Genomic DNA, 15,595 nt, shown 5'->3' with positions numbered 1-15,595 from the left:
GCTGCATTGCGAGCCTCTTGTGGCGCAGTGTTGCGACTCTAGCCCTTTTGCTCCATTTTGTCGCGATTCCTGCAAATATTTTTTGTACGTGCCCTCAGGCGGTGCGTCCGCACCTGGCTTTCCTGGCCTACAGCTGCCTCGTGTCACCCTCTGTAGATCAGGCTACAGCACCTGAGTGCGGCTACTATCACGCTGGCGAATGATGGCGGATCGCACACAGGCGTGGGCATTATGGAGTGCCTGCATATTCCTGCGAAAACGAATATTTTCGAGTGTTTTGTCGAATTGACAATCTCTCGGTTATGCCTGATGGTGTGCGTACCCAAATCAAACGGGCGTATGAAATGATCGTTTGGTCGTCAGAAGGCTCTGACAGAATCCTGGCTACCACGTCGCGGCGGGTAAACGTGTGATTTGGCGAGTTCATCGACGGCGACGTCGTAGCCCCGTCGGACATTAATGTCCGGCGGGTATTGTTCAGCTTCCATATTGTGGAGATCAGTTGATGATTTACGAAGGTAAAGCCATCACGGTTAAGGCTCTTGAAAGTGGCATCGTCGAATTGAATTTCGATCTCAAGGGTGAGTCCGTCAACAAATTCAACCGCCTCACCCTCAACGAATTGCGTCAGGCAGTCGATGCGATCAAGGCCGATGCCTCGGTCAAGGGCGTTATCGTCAGCAGTGGCAAGGACGTATTCATTGTCGGTGCCGACATCACCGAGTTCGTCGACAACTTCAAGTTGCCGGAAGCCGAACTGGTTGCGGGCAATCTGCAGGCCAACAGGATTTTCAGCGACTTCGAAGATCTGGGCGTGCCCACCGTTGTCGCTATCAACGGCATTGCGCTGGGCGGCGGTCTGGAAATGTGCCTGGCCGCAGACTATCGGGTCATCTCCAGCAGTGCGCGCATCGGTCTGCCCGAAGTCAAGCTGGGTCTATACCCGGGTTTCGGCGGTACTGTGCGTTTGCCGCGCATCATCGGTGCTGACAACGCAATCGAATGGATCGCGTCAGGCAAGGAAAACTCCGCAGAGGATGCTCTGAAGGTCGGTGCCGTTGATGCGGTAGTCGCCCCCGAGAAGCTTCAGGCCGCAGCGCTTGACCTGATTCAGCGCGCTATTTCCGGCGAGTTCGACTACAAGGCCAAGCGCCAGCCCAAGCTGGACAAGCTCAAGCTCAATGCCATCGAGCAGATGATGGCATTCGAAACCGCCAAAGGTTTTGTCGCAGGTCAGGCCGGACCGAACTATCCGGCACCGGTCGAGGCGATCAAGACCATCCAGAAAGCCGCCAATTTCGGTCGTGACAAGGCGCTGGAAGTCGAAGCCGCCGGTTTCGTGAAAATGGCCAAGACATCTGCTGCGCAGAGCCTTATCGGCCTGTTTCTGAACGATCAGGAACTGAAAAAGAAAGCCAAGGGCTACGACGCAGTCGCCAAGGACGTGAAACAGGCCGCCGTACTGGGCGCCGGGATCATGGGCGGCGGCATTGCCTATCAGTCGGCAGTCAAGGGCACGCCGATCCTGATGAAGGATATCCGCGAAGAAGCCATTCAACTGGGTCTGAACGAAGCCTCCAAACTGCTTGGTGGTCGCCTGGAAAAAGGCCGTCTGACTGCGGCGAAGATGGCCGAAGCGCTTAACGCGATTCGTCCTACGCTTTCCTACGGCGATTTCGGCAACGTCGACCTGGTGGTCGAAGCGGTTGTCGAAAACCCGAAGGTCAAGCAGGCGGTACTGGCGGAAGTCGAAGCCAACGTGGGTGAGCACACCATTCTGGCGTCCAACACTTCGACCATCTCGATCAGCTTGCTGGCCAAGGCCCTCAAGCGTCCGGAAAACTTCGTCGGCATGCACTTCTTCAACCCGGTGCACATGATGCCGCTGGTGGAAGTGATTCGTGGCGAGAAGTCCAGCGAAGAAGCGGTCGCCACGACCGTTGCCTACGCCAGGAAAATGGGCAAGAACCCGATTGTGGTCAACGACTGCCCGGGCTTTCTGGTCAACCGCGTGCTGTTTCCGTACTTCGGCGGTTTCGCCAGGCTGGTCAGCGCAGGCGTGGACTTCGTGCGCATCGACAAGGTCATGGAGAAATTCGGCTGGCCGATGGGGCCTGCCTACCTGATGGACGTTGTCGGTATCGACACCGGCCACCATGGCCGTGATGTCATGGCCGAAGGTTTCCCTGACCGGATGAAGGATGATCGCCGCTCTGCAGTTGATGCGCTGTACGAAGCCAATCGTCTGGGGCAGAAGAACGGCAAGGGTTTCTACGCCTACGAGACCGACAAGAAGGGCAAGCCCAAGAAGGTCAATGACCCGGCTGTGCTGGATGTGCTCAAGCCGATCGTCTACGAACAGCGTGAAGTGAGTGATGAAGACATCATCAACTGGATGATGATCCCGTTGTGCCTGGAAACGGTTCGCTGCCTGGAAGACGGCATCGTCGAAACCGCTGCCGAAGCCGACATGGGCCTGATCTACGGTATTGGTTTCCCTCCATTCCGTGGCGGTGCGCTGCGCTACATCGACTCCATCGGTGTTGCCGAATTCGTTGCCCTGGCTGACCAATACGCCGAGCTGGGTGCCCTGTATCAACCGACCGCGAAGCTGCGTGAAATGGCCAGTAAAGGCCAGAGCTTCTTCGGTCAAGCGTCTTCCGAGGAATGAACGAATGAGCCTTAATCCAAGAGACGTCGTGATTGTCGACTTCGGTCGTACCCCGATGGGTCGCTCCAAGGGCGGCATGCACCGCAACACCCGTGCTGAAGACATGTCCGCGCACTTGATCAGCAAATTGCTCGAGCGCAACAACAAGGTTGACCCGGCGGAAGTCGAGGACGTGATCTGGGGCTGTGTCAACCAGACCCTCGAACAGGGCTGGAACATTGCGCGCATGGCGTCGTTGCTGACCCAGATCCCGCACACTTCGGCTGCGCAGACGGTAAGCCGTCTGTGTGGTTCGTCCATGAGCGCGCTGCACACCGCTGCACAGGCGATCATGACCAACAACGGTGACGTGTTTGTCATTGGTGGCGTGGAGCACATGGGCCACGTCAGCATGATGCATGGCGTGGACCCGAACCCGCACATGTCCCTGCACGCTGCCAAAGCCTCCGGAATGATGGGCCTTACCGCCGAAATGCTCGGCAAAATGCATGGCATCACCCGCGAGCAGCAGGATGCCTTCGGCCTGCGTTCCCACCAGTTGGCCCACAAGGCGACGCTGGAAGGCAAGTTCAAGGATGAGATCATCCCGATGCAGGGTTATGACGAGAACGGCTTCCTCAAGGTCTTTGACTACGATGAGACCATTCGTCCGGACACCACCCTGGAAAGTCTCGCCGCGCTCAAGCCGGCGTTCAATCCAAAAGGCGGCACCGTGACTGCCGGTACGTCGTCGCAGATTACCGACGGTGCATCGTGCATGATCGTCATGTCGGCGCAGCGCGCCCAGGACCTCGGTATCCAGCCTCTGGCGGTGATTCGCTCGATGGCCGTGGCCGGTGTCGACCCCGCGATCATGGGCTATGGTCCGGTTCCGGCAACTCAGAAAGCGCTCAAGCGTGCAGGCCTGACGATCGCCGATATCGACTTCATCGAGCTCAACGAAGCCTTCGCTGCACAGGCCTTGCCGGTGTTGAAAGATTTGAAAGTGCTCGACAAGATGAACGAGAAGGTTAACCTTCACGGCGGCGCCATCGCTCTGGGGCATCCATTTGGGTGTTCCGGCGCGCGCATCTCCGGCACCTTGCTCAATGTCATGAAGCAAAATGGCGGCACCTTCGGCGTGTCTACCATGTGTATTGGTCTGGGGCAGGGCATCGCGACCGTTTTCGAACGCGTCTGATTCCTGTGTGTGATGCGAGCCGGGGCTTGGTGCCCCGGCTTTTGTTTTTTGAAAAAAAGGTTTCTTCAGCCAAATTTTTTGAACGTGTTACAAGAGGACCGCAGCATGCAACTGCAACCAGGGCTCTATCGCCATTACAAAGGCCCGCATTACCGGGTTTTCAGTGTTGCCAGGCATTCCGAAACCGAAGAGGAAGTCGTGTTCTATCAGGCTCTGTACGGCGATTTCGGGATGTGGGTGCGTCCCTTGAGCATGTTTCTGGAGTCGGTCGAGGTTGACGGCGAGCACGTCCCGCGCTTTGCTCTGGTTGAGGCTGAACCCAGCCTGTTTTCACGAACGTGAGAGGGAATTGCACAACAGGCTGTGCTTGACCTCACCTTGTAGCCACTATATATAGCGTGGCCTTTACAAGCTCCTCACTGTCTTTCATCTAGTTATTCAGGAATTTTCTGATCCATGGGCAAATCGCTGGTCATCGTGGAATCCCCGGCTAAGGCCAAGACCATCAACAAGTATTTGGGCAACCAGTACGTGGTGAAGTCGAGTATCGGCCATATCCGAGACCTGCCCACCAGCGGTTCGGCTAGTGCCGCCAAAGACCCTGCCGCCAAGCGTGGCAAGGCTGCTGCAGGCGAGGGCCCGGTACTGACGCCTAAAGAAAAGGCGCAGCGCCAGCTGGTCTCGCGCATGGGAGTCGATCCGGAACATGGCTGGAAGGCCAAGTACGAGATCCTTCCTGGCAAGGAAAAGGTCATTGAAGAGCTGCGCAAGCTGGCCAAGGATGCCGACACCATCTATCTCGCGACGGACTTGGACCGCGAAGGGGAAGCCATTGCCTGGCACCTGCGCGAAGCCATCGGCGGGGATGACAGCCGCTACAAGCGCGTGGTGTTCAACGAGATCACCAAGAAAGCCATTCAGGAAGCGTTTTCCAAGCCAGGCGAACTGGACATTGCCCGGGTCAACGCTCAGCAGGCGCGTCGTTTCCTTGACCGCGTCGTAGGCTACATGGTCTCGCCGTTGCTCTGGCAGAAAGTGGCCCGTGGTCTGTCTGCCGGTCGCGTGCAGTCGGTTGCGGTGAAGCTGGTGGTGGAGCGTGAGCGTGAAATTCGCGCGTTCAACCCTGAAGAATACTGGGAAATCCACGCCGATCTGGGCACCGCCAAGGGCGCCAATGTACGGTTCGAAGTGGCGCGCGAAAACGGCGAAGCGTTCAAGCCGCTGAACGAAACCCAAGCCATGGCGGCCCTTGAAAAGCTCAAGGCGTCCAGCTACAGCATCGTCAAGCGTGAAGACAAGCCGACCAGCAGCAAGCCATCGGCGCCGTTCATCACCTCGACCCTGCAGCAGGCGGCGAGCAACCGTTTGGGCTTCGGCGTCAAGAAAACCATGATGATGGCCCAGCGCTTGTATGAAGCGGGTTACATCACCTACATGCGTACCGACTCGACCAATCTGTCGGCCGACGCGGTAAGCATGGCGCGTGACTACATCGAAACCGAGTTCGGCAAGAAGTACCTGCCGGAGTCGCCCAATGTCTACAGCAGCAAGGAAGGCGCACAAGAGGCTCACGAAGCGATTCGACCTTCCGACGTCAACACCCACCCGACCAAGCTTGCCGGGATGGAGCGTGACGCCGAGCGCCTTTACGAGTTGATCTGGCGCCAGTTCGTGGCTTGCCAGATGCTGCCTGCACAATACCTGTCGACCACCGTCACGGTCGCCGCAAGCGACTTCGAGCTGCGTGCCAAGGGTCGCATTCTCAAGTTCGACGGTTATACCCGTGCGTTGCCACAGATGGCCAAGCCGGGCGATGACGACGTTCTGCCGGACATGGCGCAGGGCGAAGCGCTGAAGCTGAACAAGCTCGACCCCAGCCAGCACTTCACCAAGCCGCCAGCGCGTTATTCCGAAGCCAGTCTGGTCAAGGAAATGGAAAAGCGCGGTATCGGTCGCCCGTCGACCTACGCCGCGATCATTTCGACCATTCAGGACCGTGGCTACGTGGCGCTGCACAATCGCCGCTTCTACTCGGAAAAGATGGGCGACATCGTCACCGGACGTCTGTCCGAAAGCTTTTCCAACCTGATGGACTATGGCTTTACCGCCGGGATGGAGGAAAACCTCGACGACGTGGCTCAGGGTGAGCGCGACTGGAAAAACGTCCTGGACGAGTTCTACGGTGATTTCCGTAAAAAGCTCGACGTGGCCGAGGCCGCTGATGGCGGCATGCGTGCCAACCAGCCAGTAATGACCGATATCCCGTGCAAGGTGTGCGGCCGCCCGATGCAGATCCGTACCGCCTCGACGGGCGTGTTTCTGGGTTGCTCCGGCTACAGCCTGCCACCCAAGGAGCGCTGCAAGGCGACTGTCAATCTGACCCCCGGCGACGAGATTGCCGACGATGACGAGGGCGAGTCCGAGTCGCGGGTTCTGCGTGGCAAGCATCGCTGCCCGATCTGCAGCACGGCGATGGACGCGTATCTGCTCGACGAAAAGCACAAATTGCACATTTGCGGCAATAACCCCGATTGCACGGGTTACGAGATCGAGGAAGGCACTTACCGGATCAAAGGCTACGAAGGCCCGAGTCTGGAATGCGACAAGTGCGGCAGCGAGATGCAGCTCAAGACCGGTCGTTTCGGCAAGTTCTTCGGCTGTACCAATCCCGAGTGCAAGAACACTCGCAAATTGCTGAAAAGCGGCGACGCAGCACCGCCGAAAATGGACCCGGTGAAGATGCCGGAGCTCAAGTGCGACAAGGTCGACGATACCTACATTCTGCGTGACGGCGCTTCGGGCCTGTTCCTGGCTGCCAGCCAGTTCCCGAAAAACCGTGAAACCCGCGCCCCGCTGGTTATCGAAATCGCGCCGCACAAGGACGAAATCGATCCCAAGTACCACTTCCTTTGCGAAGCGCCGAAGAAGGATCCGGACGGTCGTCCAGCAGTGATCCGTTACAGTCGCAAGACCAAAGAGCAGTATGTCCAGACCGAAGTAGAGGGCAAGCCTACGGGCTGGCGTGCGTTCTACGACGGCAGCGCCTGGAAGGTTGAAGACAAGCGTTGATCGCAAGCGCCCGACGCAAACGGGTCGGGCGCTGTTTTCTATAGGTACGGCCTGCGGTGCCAGACTGTTCCGGCGCCAAAGGCTATGCTGTTCTCTATCCCATTGTTATGGAGAGTCTCGCCATGGCTCATGAGCTCTATACCCGTACCAACCAGAAGATCTATTTCGCAGGGCTTGCGCTCGAAGCGTTGGGGAAGGCGGAGAAGGGGCAGGCGGTCAACGCCCCTGCGTTGTTGCAGGCCGAGCGTGAGTCGGCTCTGTTTCATCTGTATGGCGCGCTGCTGGGCTTGTGCCACGAGATTGCAGGGTTCTACCGCCTGCCGCAGGCTGGCGCGCGTCGTGCGGAGGACTTGTTGACTCCGGAAGTGCTGAACGCCATCGCAATTCCCGAAATGGCCGAGCTGGTAGAGCTTGCCCAGAACCGCCAGACATGGCTGGCGCAGTTGCTGACGGCCTATAACGCGTTGTACGAGCCGCCACGGGCACCGAAAAAGCTCAAGGGTGATGTTACGCAGCCGATGATACAGGCAGTGAACCTGGACGCCGAGCCGGAGTCTGAACTGACACGTGAAGAGCTTGAAAATTGGCGTCAACAACTCAAAGGGTTGGCCATCCGTTTTCGTGAAGGCCTTAGCGAGTGCTGAAAACCAATGAAGTGCAGGCTGGCAGGCTGTTACAATGCCCGCCTCTTGCGGAGTAACTGTAATGCCTACCTCTTTCCTGGAAATTGTCGAACTGCCTGACGGACGTATTGAGCTGCGTCGTGCCGATGACGAGGGTTCTCTGGTTACACTTGATTTCTCTGCGGATGCCAAAGCGTTCATGCAAGGTCAGCATGTTGAAGTCGCCAAGGCCATGTTGAGTGTGGGTGTGCAGATGGCTGGCCGTCTGGCAGAGGGCGAAGTCGAGAAGGATGACGTACCCCACGTTCTGCACTGATCGACGACCGGGCTTTTAGCCCAGCCGGATGTTCAGGCTCTGTGCTTCCCCGATTTTTGCAGCACTGATCAATTGCTGGCGCGCCGCGCTGCCAAGTGGATTGATCCAGCTCACAACCGTATGGCTACGGCCAAGTCTGAGTGCTTCGCGAGTCAGCTCCAGCACACTTTGTGTGCCGCGCGGCTGCAGTAGCAGAATCCGTTCCCTGTTGAGTCCTGCATCGCGCAACCAGGCCTGGGTCAGGCTTGAGGGTGGCGCAATCAGCGTCAGCCAGCGTGCGTCGATTTCTTCGCTCAGTTCCCGAAGGATAGGGGCCAGAAGGCTCAGGCAGTTCCCGGCTGCACCGCGCAAAGACAGTTCACTGAACAGTTCTGGCTCGTTGCCCCAAGGTGTTTCGACTGCATCGGCAAGCAGCGGGGCGATGGGCTGAGCCAGAAACGCCTCGAACAGTGGCAATTGTGAATGCGGTGCTTGATGGAACTGCATAACGCCTCCTTAGCGGCGAATGACGCCGACGCTCAAACCTTCGATCACCAGTTCCTGATCCTTGAGATCGACCTCGATGGGGGCAAAATCAGGGTTTTCGGCCAGCAGCCAGACTTTGCTGCCTTCGCGCTTGAAACGCTTGACGGTGACTTCGTCGCCGATCCGGGCAACCACGATCTGGCCGTTGCGTGCTTCGCGAGTGGTGTGCACCGCCAACAGGTCGCCATCCAGAATCCCGACGTCCTTCATGCTCATGCCGTGAACGCGCAGCAGGTAGTTGGCGCTGGGGTGGAAGAAGGAAGGGTTGATGTTGCAGGACTCTTCGATATGTTGCTGAGCCAGAATCGGCGCACCAGCTGCAACGCGGCCAATGACCGGCAGGCTGCTGTCATCCGGCCGAGCTTCGAAGCCGGGAATGCGGATGCCGCGTGAGGCACCAGGGGTCATTTCGATGGCGCCTTTGCGAGCCAATGCCTTGAGGTGTTCTTCCGCTGCGTTGGGCGATTTGAAACCCAGCTCCTGGGCGATTTCCGCACGTGTAGGTGGAAAGCCGTTGTCTTCCAGGCAGCGTTTGATGAAACCCAGGATTTCAGCCTGGCGTGGCGTCAGTTTGATCATGATGGGCGCTCTGGCTTTTTATACAGTGACTGGGATTATATACAGTGAACGCGCGTTGGCAATCATCCTTTTTACTTTCGCCGCCAGGCGGTGCAGCGGATGGCTGCGGAGCCTTGCTTCAAAAAACGCTGCATAAGCTGTCTGTTGTCATTTAACATCCATTTTCGTGACTGTTCGGCCACAAAATGAACGGGTCCGCTTGACAAGCAGGGCGCCTGATACGTATGTTTCAAACGTTCGTTTGTTAGGCAGAGAGCCATGGCCCAGTCGGAAACCGTTGAACGCATTCTTGATGCTGCCGAGCAGTTGTTCGCAGAAAAAGGATTCGCTGAAACTTCCTTGCGTCTCATCACCAGCAAGGCTTCGGTCAATCTGGCTGCGGTGAACTATCACTTCGGTTCGAAGAAGGCGCTGATTCAGGCGGTGTTCTCACGCTTTCTCGGCCCGTTCTGCATCAGTCTCGATCGCGAGCTGGAGCGTCGTCAGGCAAAACCCGAACACAAGCCAAGCCTTGAAGAGCTGCTGGAGATCCTCGTCGAGCAGGCGCTTGTCGTGCAACCGCGAAGCGGTAATGACTTGTCGATCTTCATGCGTCTTTTAGGGCTCGCCTTCAGTCAGAGCCAGGGCCACCTGCGCCGTTATCTTGAAGATATGTACGGCAAGGTGTTCCGTCGCTACATGACGCTGGTCAACGAAGCCGCCCCCCGTATTCCGCCTATCGAGCTGTTCTGGCGCGTGCACTTCATGCTCGGTGCCGCTGCATTCAGCATGTCCGGCATCAAGGCCCTGCGCGCGATTGCCGAAACCGATTTTGGCGTCAATACCTCCATCGAGCAGGTCATGCGCCTGATGGTGCCATTTCTGGCCGCAGGCATGCGTGCTGACACCGGCGTCAGTGACCCGACAATGATCGCCGCTCAACTCAGGCCGCGCAGCAAGAGCAGCACCGGCACGCCTGCGGTCGCCAAGGCCTGACCCTCAAAGCCTTAATGTACCGGCGCATCGCATTGCGTCAGGCTTCAGGATCAAGCACCATGCCCGGATTGCAAATGGGCACTGGTGTGTAAGGGTTTTTTCTATGAGTTCTGGCCTGCAAGGCTCCCTGATGGTCGATGTCGCCGGCACCTGGCTGACCAGCGAAGACCGTCAGTTTCTGCGTCAGCCCGAAGTGGGCGGTTTGATTATCTTTGCCCGAAACATCGAGCATCCCCGTCAGGTTCGTGAACTGAGTGCGGCGATTCGCGCCGTTCGCCCGGACTTGCTGCTGGCAGTGGATCAGGAGGGCGGCAGGGTCCAGCGCCTGCGGCAGGGGTTCGTGCGTCTACCGCCGATGCGCGCCATTGCCGACAAGCCAGATGCCGTGCTGCTGGCCGAGCATTGCGGCTGGCTGATGGCTACCGAAGTGCTGGCTGTCGGTCTGGACCTGAGTTTTGCTCCGGTGCTGGATCTGGACTACCAGCGCAGCGCGGTCGTCGGGACGCGTTCGTTCGAGGGCGACCCGGAGCGTGCGGCGTTGCTGGCAGGGGCGTTTATTCGTGGCATGAACGCGGCCGGCATGGCTGCGACCGGCAAGCATTTCCCCGGCCACGGCTGGGCTGAAGCCGACTCTCACGTGGCTATCCCGAATGACGAGCGCAGCCTGGAACAGATTCGCGCCAGCGATCTGGTGCCGTTCGCACGCCTGAGCGGGCAGCTTGCCGCAGTGATGCCCGCTCATGTCATCTACCCGAAAGTCGATTCGCAGCCCGCCGGTTTCTCAAAGCGCTGGCTGCAGGACATCCTGCGCGACGAACTGAAATTTGACGGTGTTATTTTCAGTGATGATCTGTCGATGGCCGGTGCCCACGTGGTCGGTGATGCCGCCAGCCGTATCGAGGCTGCGCTGACGGCGGGTTGCGACATGGGGCTGGTATGCAACGACCGCGCTGCGGCAGAGCTGGCCCTCGGTGCGGCCCAGCGCTTGAAAGTCAGGCCTTCGCCGCGCATTGCGCGTATGCGCGGTCAGACATCAGCCAGTACCGATTATCGGCAACACCCGCGCTGGCAGGCCGCGCTTCAGGCCCTGCGCGCTGCTCAACTGATCGATTAAGGATTTGCGATGACTGTTTACGCGATTATTGGCGGTACTGGCCTGACCCAGCTGGAAGGCCTGAACATTCGGCAATCCTTGCCGATGAACACGCCTTATGGCGCACCTTCCGGCGAAATCCAGATCGGCGATTATGCCGGTCGCGAAGTGATGTTTCTGGCGCGGCATGGCCATCCGCATCGTTTGCCACCGCATCAGGTCAACTACCGGGCCAACATCTGGGCCTTGAAACAGGCCGGTGCCGAAGCGATTCTGGCGGTCAATGCGGTGGGTGGCATACATCCAGCGATGGGCACCGGGCACTTTTGCGTGCCGCATGATCTGGTCGACTACACCAGTGGTCGCCAGCACACATTCTTTGCCGATGATTTGGAAGAGGTCACGCACATTGACTTCAGCTATCCGTACAGCGAAGCGCTGCGGGCGCGGCTGGTTGCAGCATTGGCCGCTGAAGGGTGCGCGTTCTCTGATCGGGGTGTCTATGCGTGTACCCAGGGGCCGCGCCTGGAGACGGTCGCCGAAATCATCCGCCTTGAGCGCGATGGCTGCGACATTGTTGGCATGACCGGTATGCCCGAGGCCGCTCTGGCTCGTGAGCTGGAGCTTGAATACGCCTGCCTGGCGCTGGTAGTCAATCCGGCAGCGGGCAAGTCGACCACTGTCATAACCATGGCAGAAATCGAACAGGCCCTGCGCGATGGTATGGGCAAGGTAAAAGCCACGCTCGCCCGGGTTCTGTCAGCCTCCTGACTTACAGCATGCGCTTGAGGGTATTGTCCTTGCGCACAAGGTGATGCCAGAGCGCGGCGACTACGTGCAGGGCGATGACGTAATAGAAGATCGAGCCCAGCAGCTTGTGCACATCTTCGAACGTTTCGGCCCTGCGATCCGAGGTCGGCAGGGGCCAGGGTATCTGCAGGTCGGTGAGGGGAATGGGTAACGCACCTTTTTCCACCATCACCGTCAGCAGACCCAATAAAGGCTGAGCGAACAGGAACGCATACAGCGCGTAATGCGTAAGTGTCGCGGCTAAGCGCAACGCGCCTTCAAGCGGCGGCGTTATGCCGGGCGGACGATGCCGTCGACGCTCGGCGACGCGGAAAAACGCCATGGCCAGAATAACAATCCCCACCCAGAAATGGCTCTGCACGACCAGTGTGCGGTATTCAGAACCCTTGCCAAACTGACTGCGGCTCAGAATCAGGGTATACGCCAGCACAATCAGTAGGGCCATGACCCAGTGCAGCCATCTGGCTCGTGCGGTGTAGCGTTGAGAGGTCGGTGCATCCACGGTTGGATTCCTTGTCGCTTTTTTACAGGTCCGGTAAGCAGTTTAGGCAGTTGCCGGGATCCTGCGTTTCATTTGTACGCGTTTTTTTCAGCGTCAGATCAGTGCCATTGAATATGCCCCGACTGAATATGGCAAATACGCAGCACAGGCGACACGGGACGGAACCTGTGCCGATGGGTGGCTTCATATGACGTGAATATTCACCCGGGAGCGAGTCTTGACCAGTGCCAATCCGCCTGTCGGCCCAGCAACGCCAGTGTCCGCCAGTGTTTCATTGAATGTACTGACCATGAACATGCACATGGGCTTTGGCATTTTCAATCGCCGCTTCATTTTGCCGGAGTTGCGTGAGGCTGTGCGTACTGTATCGGCCGATATCGTGTTTCTTCAGGAAGTGCACGGCGAGCACCAGAGCCATGCGCGCAGCGTCAAGGACTGGCCGACGATTTCCCAGTACGAGTTCCTCGCCGACAGCATGTGGAACGACTTTGCCTATGGTCGTAATGCGGTGTACCCGGATGGCGATCACGGTAACGCGCTGTTGTCCAAGTACCCGATCATCCAGCACGAGAACCTCGACATTTCCATTCATGGCACCGAGCAGCGCGGTTTGCTGCACTGCATCCTGGAGGTGCCATACGCCGGTCGGGTGCATGCGGTGTGTGTTCACTTGGGCTTGCGTGAAAGCCATCGGCGTCAGCAGCTCAACCTGCTCGCCGAGCTGATGGAGCGTCTTCCCGAGGGTGAGCCGGTAATCGTTGCCGGTGATTTCAATGACTGGCGTCAGCGCGCCGATGCTTTGCTGGAGGGCACCGGGTTGCACGAGGTTTTTGTCGAGCGCTTCGGCGCGCCGGCCAAAAGTTTTCCGGCCCGCTGGCCTTTGCTCCGGCTTGACCGGATCTATGTCCGCAACGCGACTTCCCACAGGCCGAAAGTACTGTCCAGCCGCCCGTGGTCTCATCTTTCCGATCATGCACCGCTGGCGGTGGAGTTGACCTTATGAGCAATACGACAGGGCAGTGGTGTGATGGCAACTCGGTAGAGCTGCTGATCAACGGTGAAGACTTCTACGCCCGGGTGTTCGAGTGCATACGGGCCGCGCGCAAAGAGGTGTTGATCGAGACTTTCATCATCTTTGAAGACCGGATTGGCGAGGGCTTGCAACAGGCATTGCTCCAAGCTGCGGCCAACGGCGCGAAAGTGGTTGTCACGGTAGATGACTACGGGACATCGGACCTGAGTTCGGTGTTTGTCAAAACCATGATCGATGCCGGTATTCAGATTCAGCTGTTCGACCCGCGTCCGCGATTCATGGGTATGCGCACCAACCTGTTCCGCCGTCTGCACCGCAAGGTGGTCGTCATTGACGGCGAACTGGGCTTTATCGGCGGCATCAACTACAGCGTTGATCACATGACTGACACGGGGGTGACGGCCAAACAGGACTATGCCGTTCTGGTCCGTGGCCCGATTGTTGGCGATATCCACCAGAGCGCGCTGAATATGCTGAGCAAGGTCGTTCGTGACAAATTGCCGCCCATTGCACTGAAGCTGGACCGTGCCGGTGACGCCAGCATGCTGCTCGCCGAGCGCGACAATGACGAGCACAGTACCGATATCGAAGAGCAGTACCTTGAGGCGATTCGCGCTGCGAAGCAACGGATCACCCTGGCCAACGCGTATTTTTATCCCAGCTACCGCTTTCTGCGTGAGCTGCGCAATGCATCACGGCGGGGCGTCAAGGTCACCCTGATTTTGCAAGGTCAGCCCGACATGCCGTTCGTGCGGGTCTGCTCGCGGCTGACCTACACCTACCTGCTGCGCGACGGCGTGGTCATTCACGAGTACAAGCAACGTGCATTGCACGGCAAGGTCGCGCTGATCGATCAGGACTGGTCCACCGTGGGCTCCAGCAATCTCGACCCGCTGAGCTTGGCGCTGAACCTGGAGGCCAATCTGTTCATCCGTGATCGCGGGCTCAATGAGCATCTGCAAAACCATCTGATGGAGCTTGCCGCTGCGCACAGTAAGCAGATGAGCCTCAAGGGCGCGGCGCGTGGTCAGTGGTGGCGTGCGCCGATGATCGTTTTAAGCTTCTTTTTTCTGCGGCGTTTTCCGGCCATTGCCGGCTTGTTCCCGGTTCACGGTGTGCGCCTCAAGCCGTTACGGGCCGGTGACGTGGTGCCGGAAGCGAAAGTCATCGAACAGCAGCAGAACAACCACGACATGGACCAGGAGAAAACTTCATGACTCAGGCCGCAAGTGCAGCGCCGCGAAGTGCGCAGGGAGCCAAATGGAAATGGGCAAAGCGGATATTCAATCTGTTTTTCTTTATCGCCGTCCCGGTCCTGTTGTTTCTGCTGGTCAAGAACCTTGACTGGCAAGAGGTCAAGCAGGCGCTGTCGTCCTACAAGGCCAGCACTCTGGCCATTGCCGCCGTTGTGGCCTTTGCCAGTTACGCGACCTATTGCGGCTTTGATGTACTGGCGCGGTATTACACCCGCCACACATTGTCGATCAAGCAGATCGTGCCTGTGACCTTTGTCTGCTACGCATTCAACCTCAATCTCAGTTCATGGGTTGGCGGCATCGCCTTGCGTTACCGGTTGTATTCCCGGTTGGGGCTGGACGTGTCGACCATCACCCGGATTCTGAGCCTCAGCCTGATTACCAACTGGCTGGGTTACATGCTGCTGGCCGGTTTCGTGTTTTCGATGCGTTTTCTGGAGTTGCCAGAGGAATGGTCGATTGGCACCACGACCCTGCAATTGATCGGTTTCGGACTGTTGGCAGTGTGTTTTGCCTACCTGTTGGCCTGCCGCTTTTCCAAGAAGCGCTCATGGACCGTTCGTGATCAGGAATTCAATTTGCCGTCGATGAAGCAGGCCTTGATGCAGGCCAGCCTGGGGGCCCTGAACTGGTCACTGATGGCTGCGGTGATTTACACGCTGTTGCCCGACAAGGCGTTTTACCCGGCGATTCTCGGTGTGTTGCTGATCAGCAGCATCGCAGGTGTCATTACTCACATTCCAGCCGGGCTGGGCGTGCTTGAGACCGTATTCATTACTTTGCTGGCTCACCAGTTCTCCAAGGGCAGTCTGCTGGCCGCTCTGATCGGCTACCGCGCCATTTACTTCCTGCTGCCGCTGTTGATTGCATTGGTGGTGTATCTGGTGCTGGAAAAACGCGCGAAGAAAATGGGCGAGAAGAACCAGCAGCGAATGGGGCAGGAAGCGAAGACCTGAGGGCCGG

The 15,595-nt window shown here is 58.2% G+C and carries 15 protein-coding genes; 12 read left to right on the top strand and 3 right to left on the bottom strand.

Annotated elements, in window-relative coordinates; translation table 11 throughout:
* Nucleotides 1-505: 505 nt before the first annotated feature.
* The 6 genes from fadB to KP808_RS15860 all read left to right on the top strand — a co-directional run bounded on the left by fadB (nucleotide 506) and on the right by KP808_RS15860 (nucleotide 7,859).
* Entirely contained in the window at nucleotides 506-2,671 is a 2,166-nt protein-coding gene (fadB, locus tag KP808_RS15885) for a fatty acid oxidation complex subunit alpha FadB (protein ID WP_058401589.1), read from the top strand.
* A 4-nt stretch (nucleotides 2,672-2,675) separates the two neighbouring features.
* On the top strand, nucleotides 2,676-3,851 hold the full coding sequence (gene fadA / locus KP808_RS15880) for an acetyl-CoA C-acyltransferase FadA (protein WP_004656895.1): 1,176 nt from the start codon (nucleotides 2,676-2,678) through the stop codon (nucleotides 3,849-3,851).
* 105 nt (nucleotides 3,852-3,956) lie between these two features.
* Nucleotides 3,957-4,193, top strand: coding sequence for a DUF1653 domain-containing protein (locus KP808_RS15875; protein ID WP_219169453.1), 237 nt, complete (start codon nucleotides 3,957-3,959; stop codon nucleotides 4,191-4,193).
* A gap of 114 nt (nucleotides 4,194-4,307) precedes the next feature.
* Nucleotides 4,308-6,920, top strand: a complete 2,613-nt coding sequence (gene topA, locus KP808_RS15870; RefSeq protein ID WP_122281085.1) for a type I DNA topoisomerase — start codon at nucleotides 4,308-4,310, stop codon at nucleotides 6,918-6,920.
* A 122-nt stretch (nucleotides 6,921-7,042) separates the two neighbouring features.
* Nucleotides 7,043-7,564 (top strand): DUF6586 family protein, encoded by a 522-nt coding sequence (locus KP808_RS15865; protein ID WP_058401591.1) that lies wholly within the window; start codon nucleotides 7,043-7,045, stop codon nucleotides 7,562-7,564.
* A gap of 61 nt (nucleotides 7,565-7,625) precedes the next feature.
* The gene (locus KP808_RS15860; protein WP_002554102.1) at nucleotides 7,626-7,859 is read left to right on the top strand and encodes a hypothetical protein; all 234 of its coding nucleotides are present in this window, start codon (nucleotides 7,626-7,628) and stop codon (nucleotides 7,857-7,859) included.
* Nucleotides 7,860-7,874: 15 nt separating this feature from the next.
* Here KP808_RS15860 and sulA read toward each other — a convergent pair whose 3' ends face one another.
* Together sulA and lexA are read right to left on the bottom strand one after the other, a co-directional pair.
* The gene (gene sulA / locus KP808_RS15855) at nucleotides 7,875-8,345 is read right to left on the bottom strand and encodes an SOS-induced cell division inhibitor SulA (protein WP_058401592.1); all 471 of its coding nucleotides are present in this window, start codon (nucleotides 8,343-8,345) and stop codon (nucleotides 7,875-7,877) included.
* Nucleotides 8,346-8,354: 9 nt separating this feature from the next.
* Complete coding sequence (lexA, locus tag KP808_RS15850) at nucleotides 8,355-8,963, bottom strand: transcriptional repressor LexA (RefSeq protein WP_003315796.1); 609 nt, start codon at nucleotides 8,961-8,963, stop codon at nucleotides 8,355-8,357.
* A gap of 258 nt (nucleotides 8,964-9,221) precedes the next feature.
* Here lexA and psrA point away from each other — a divergent pair, with 258 nt between their 5' ends.
* From psrA to KP808_RS15835, 3 genes are all read left to right on the top strand, one after another.
* On the top strand, nucleotides 9,222-9,938 hold the full coding sequence (gene psrA / locus KP808_RS15845) for a transcriptional regulator PsrA (protein WP_004665746.1): 717 nt from the start codon (nucleotides 9,222-9,224) through the stop codon (nucleotides 9,936-9,938).
* Between the two features lie 115 nt (nucleotides 9,939-10,053).
* Complete coding sequence (gene nagZ / locus KP808_RS15840) at nucleotides 10,054-11,052, top strand: beta-N-acetylhexosaminidase (protein WP_177342383.1); 999 nt, start codon at nucleotides 10,054-10,056, stop codon at nucleotides 11,050-11,052.
* Between the two features lie 9 nt (nucleotides 11,053-11,061).
* A complete protein-coding gene (locus tag KP808_RS15835; protein ID WP_058401594.1) occupies nucleotides 11,062-11,802 on the top strand; it encodes an S-methyl-5'-thioinosine phosphorylase in 741 nt (246 codons plus the stop codon).
* 1 nt (nucleotide 11,803) lies between these two features.
* Here the strand turns inward: KP808_RS15835 and KP808_RS15830 are convergent, their stop codons facing one another.
* Complete coding sequence (locus tag KP808_RS15830; RefSeq protein WP_058401595.1) at nucleotides 11,804-12,343, bottom strand: cytochrome b; 540 nt, start codon at nucleotides 12,341-12,343, stop codon at nucleotides 11,804-11,806.
* 217 nt (nucleotides 12,344-12,560) lie between these two features.
* On the opposite strand from KP808_RS15830, the gene KP808_RS15825 reads away from it, so the two are divergent.
* The 3 genes from KP808_RS15825 to KP808_RS15815 are packed head-to-tail and all read left to right on the top strand — an operon-like array spanning nucleotide 12,561 to nucleotide 15,588.
* Complete coding sequence (locus KP808_RS15825; RefSeq protein WP_002554095.1) at nucleotides 12,561-13,346, top strand: endonuclease/exonuclease/phosphatase family protein; 786 nt, start codon at nucleotides 12,561-12,563, stop codon at nucleotides 13,344-13,346.
* Nucleotides 13,343-14,593 carry a cardiolipin synthase ClsB gene (clsB, locus tag KP808_RS15820; protein WP_230016473.1) on the top strand — a complete coding sequence of 417 codons (1,251 nt, stop codon included), beginning with the start codon at nucleotides 13,343-13,345 and terminating at the stop codon, nucleotides 14,591-14,593. Before KP808_RS15825 ends, clsB begins: the two co-directional genes overlap by 4 nt.
* A complete protein-coding gene (locus tag KP808_RS15815) occupies nucleotides 14,590-15,588 on the top strand; it encodes a lysylphosphatidylglycerol synthase domain-containing protein (RefSeq protein ID WP_230016472.1) in 999 nt (332 codons plus the stop codon). The genes clsB and KP808_RS15815 overlap by 4 nt, the downstream gene beginning before the upstream one ends.
* Nucleotides 15,589-15,595 lie beyond the last annotated feature (7 nt).

The sequence above is a fragment of the Pseudomonas savastanoi genome (genome assembly GCF_020917325.1).
GTDB lineage: Bacteria > Pseudomonadota > Gammaproteobacteria > Pseudomonadales > Pseudomonadaceae > Aquipseudomonas > Aquipseudomonas amygdali.
The sequence above is the reverse complement of the archived record's forward strand: the minus strand, read 5'-3'. Positions and strand labels throughout refer to the sequence as shown.

What these genes read in the sequence shown, in the direction of transcription:
- KP808_RS15865 (WP_058401591.1), top strand. Translation starts at nt 7,043, where the DNA reads ATGGCTCATGAGCTCTATACCCGTACCAACCAGAAGATCTATTTCGCA.
- KP808_RS15860 (WP_002554102.1), top strand. Translation starts at nt 7,626, where the DNA reads ATGCCTACCTCTTTCCTGGAAATTGTCGAACTGCCTGACGGACGTATT.
- clsB (WP_230016473.1), top strand. Translation starts at nt 13,343, where the DNA reads ATGAGCAATACGACAGGGCAGTGGTGTGATGGCAACTCGGTAGAGCTG.
- sulA (WP_058401592.1), bottom strand. Translation starts at nt 8,345, where the DNA reads ATGCAGTTCCATCAAGCACCGCATTCACAATTGCCACTGTTCGAGGCG.
- lexA (WP_003315796.1), bottom strand. Translation starts at nt 8,963, where the DNA reads ATGATCAAACTGACGCCACGCCAGGCTGAAATCCTGGGTTTCATCAAA.
- topA (WP_122281085.1), top strand. Translation starts at nt 4,308, where the DNA reads ATGGGCAAATCGCTGGTCATCGTGGAATCCCCGGCTAAGGCCAAGACC.
- KP808_RS15815 (WP_230016472.1), top strand. Translation starts at nt 14,590, where the DNA reads ATGACTCAGGCCGCAAGTGCAGCGCCGCGAAGTGCGCAGGGAGCCAAA.
- fadA (WP_004656895.1), top strand. Translation starts at nt 2,676, where the DNA reads ATGAGCCTTAATCCAAGAGACGTCGTGATTGTCGACTTCGGTCGTACC.
- psrA (WP_004665746.1), top strand. Translation starts at nt 9,222, where the DNA reads ATGGCCCAGTCGGAAACCGTTGAACGCATTCTTGATGCTGCCGAGCAG.
- fadB (WP_058401589.1), top strand. Translation starts at nt 506, where the DNA reads ATGATTTACGAAGGTAAAGCCATCACGGTTAAGGCTCTTGAAAGTGGC.
- KP808_RS15835 (WP_058401594.1), top strand. Translation starts at nt 11,062, where the DNA reads ATGACTGTTTACGCGATTATTGGCGGTACTGGCCTGACCCAGCTGGAA.
- KP808_RS15875 (WP_219169453.1), top strand. Translation starts at nt 3,957, where the DNA reads ATGCAACTGCAACCAGGGCTCTATCGCCATTACAAAGGCCCGCATTAC.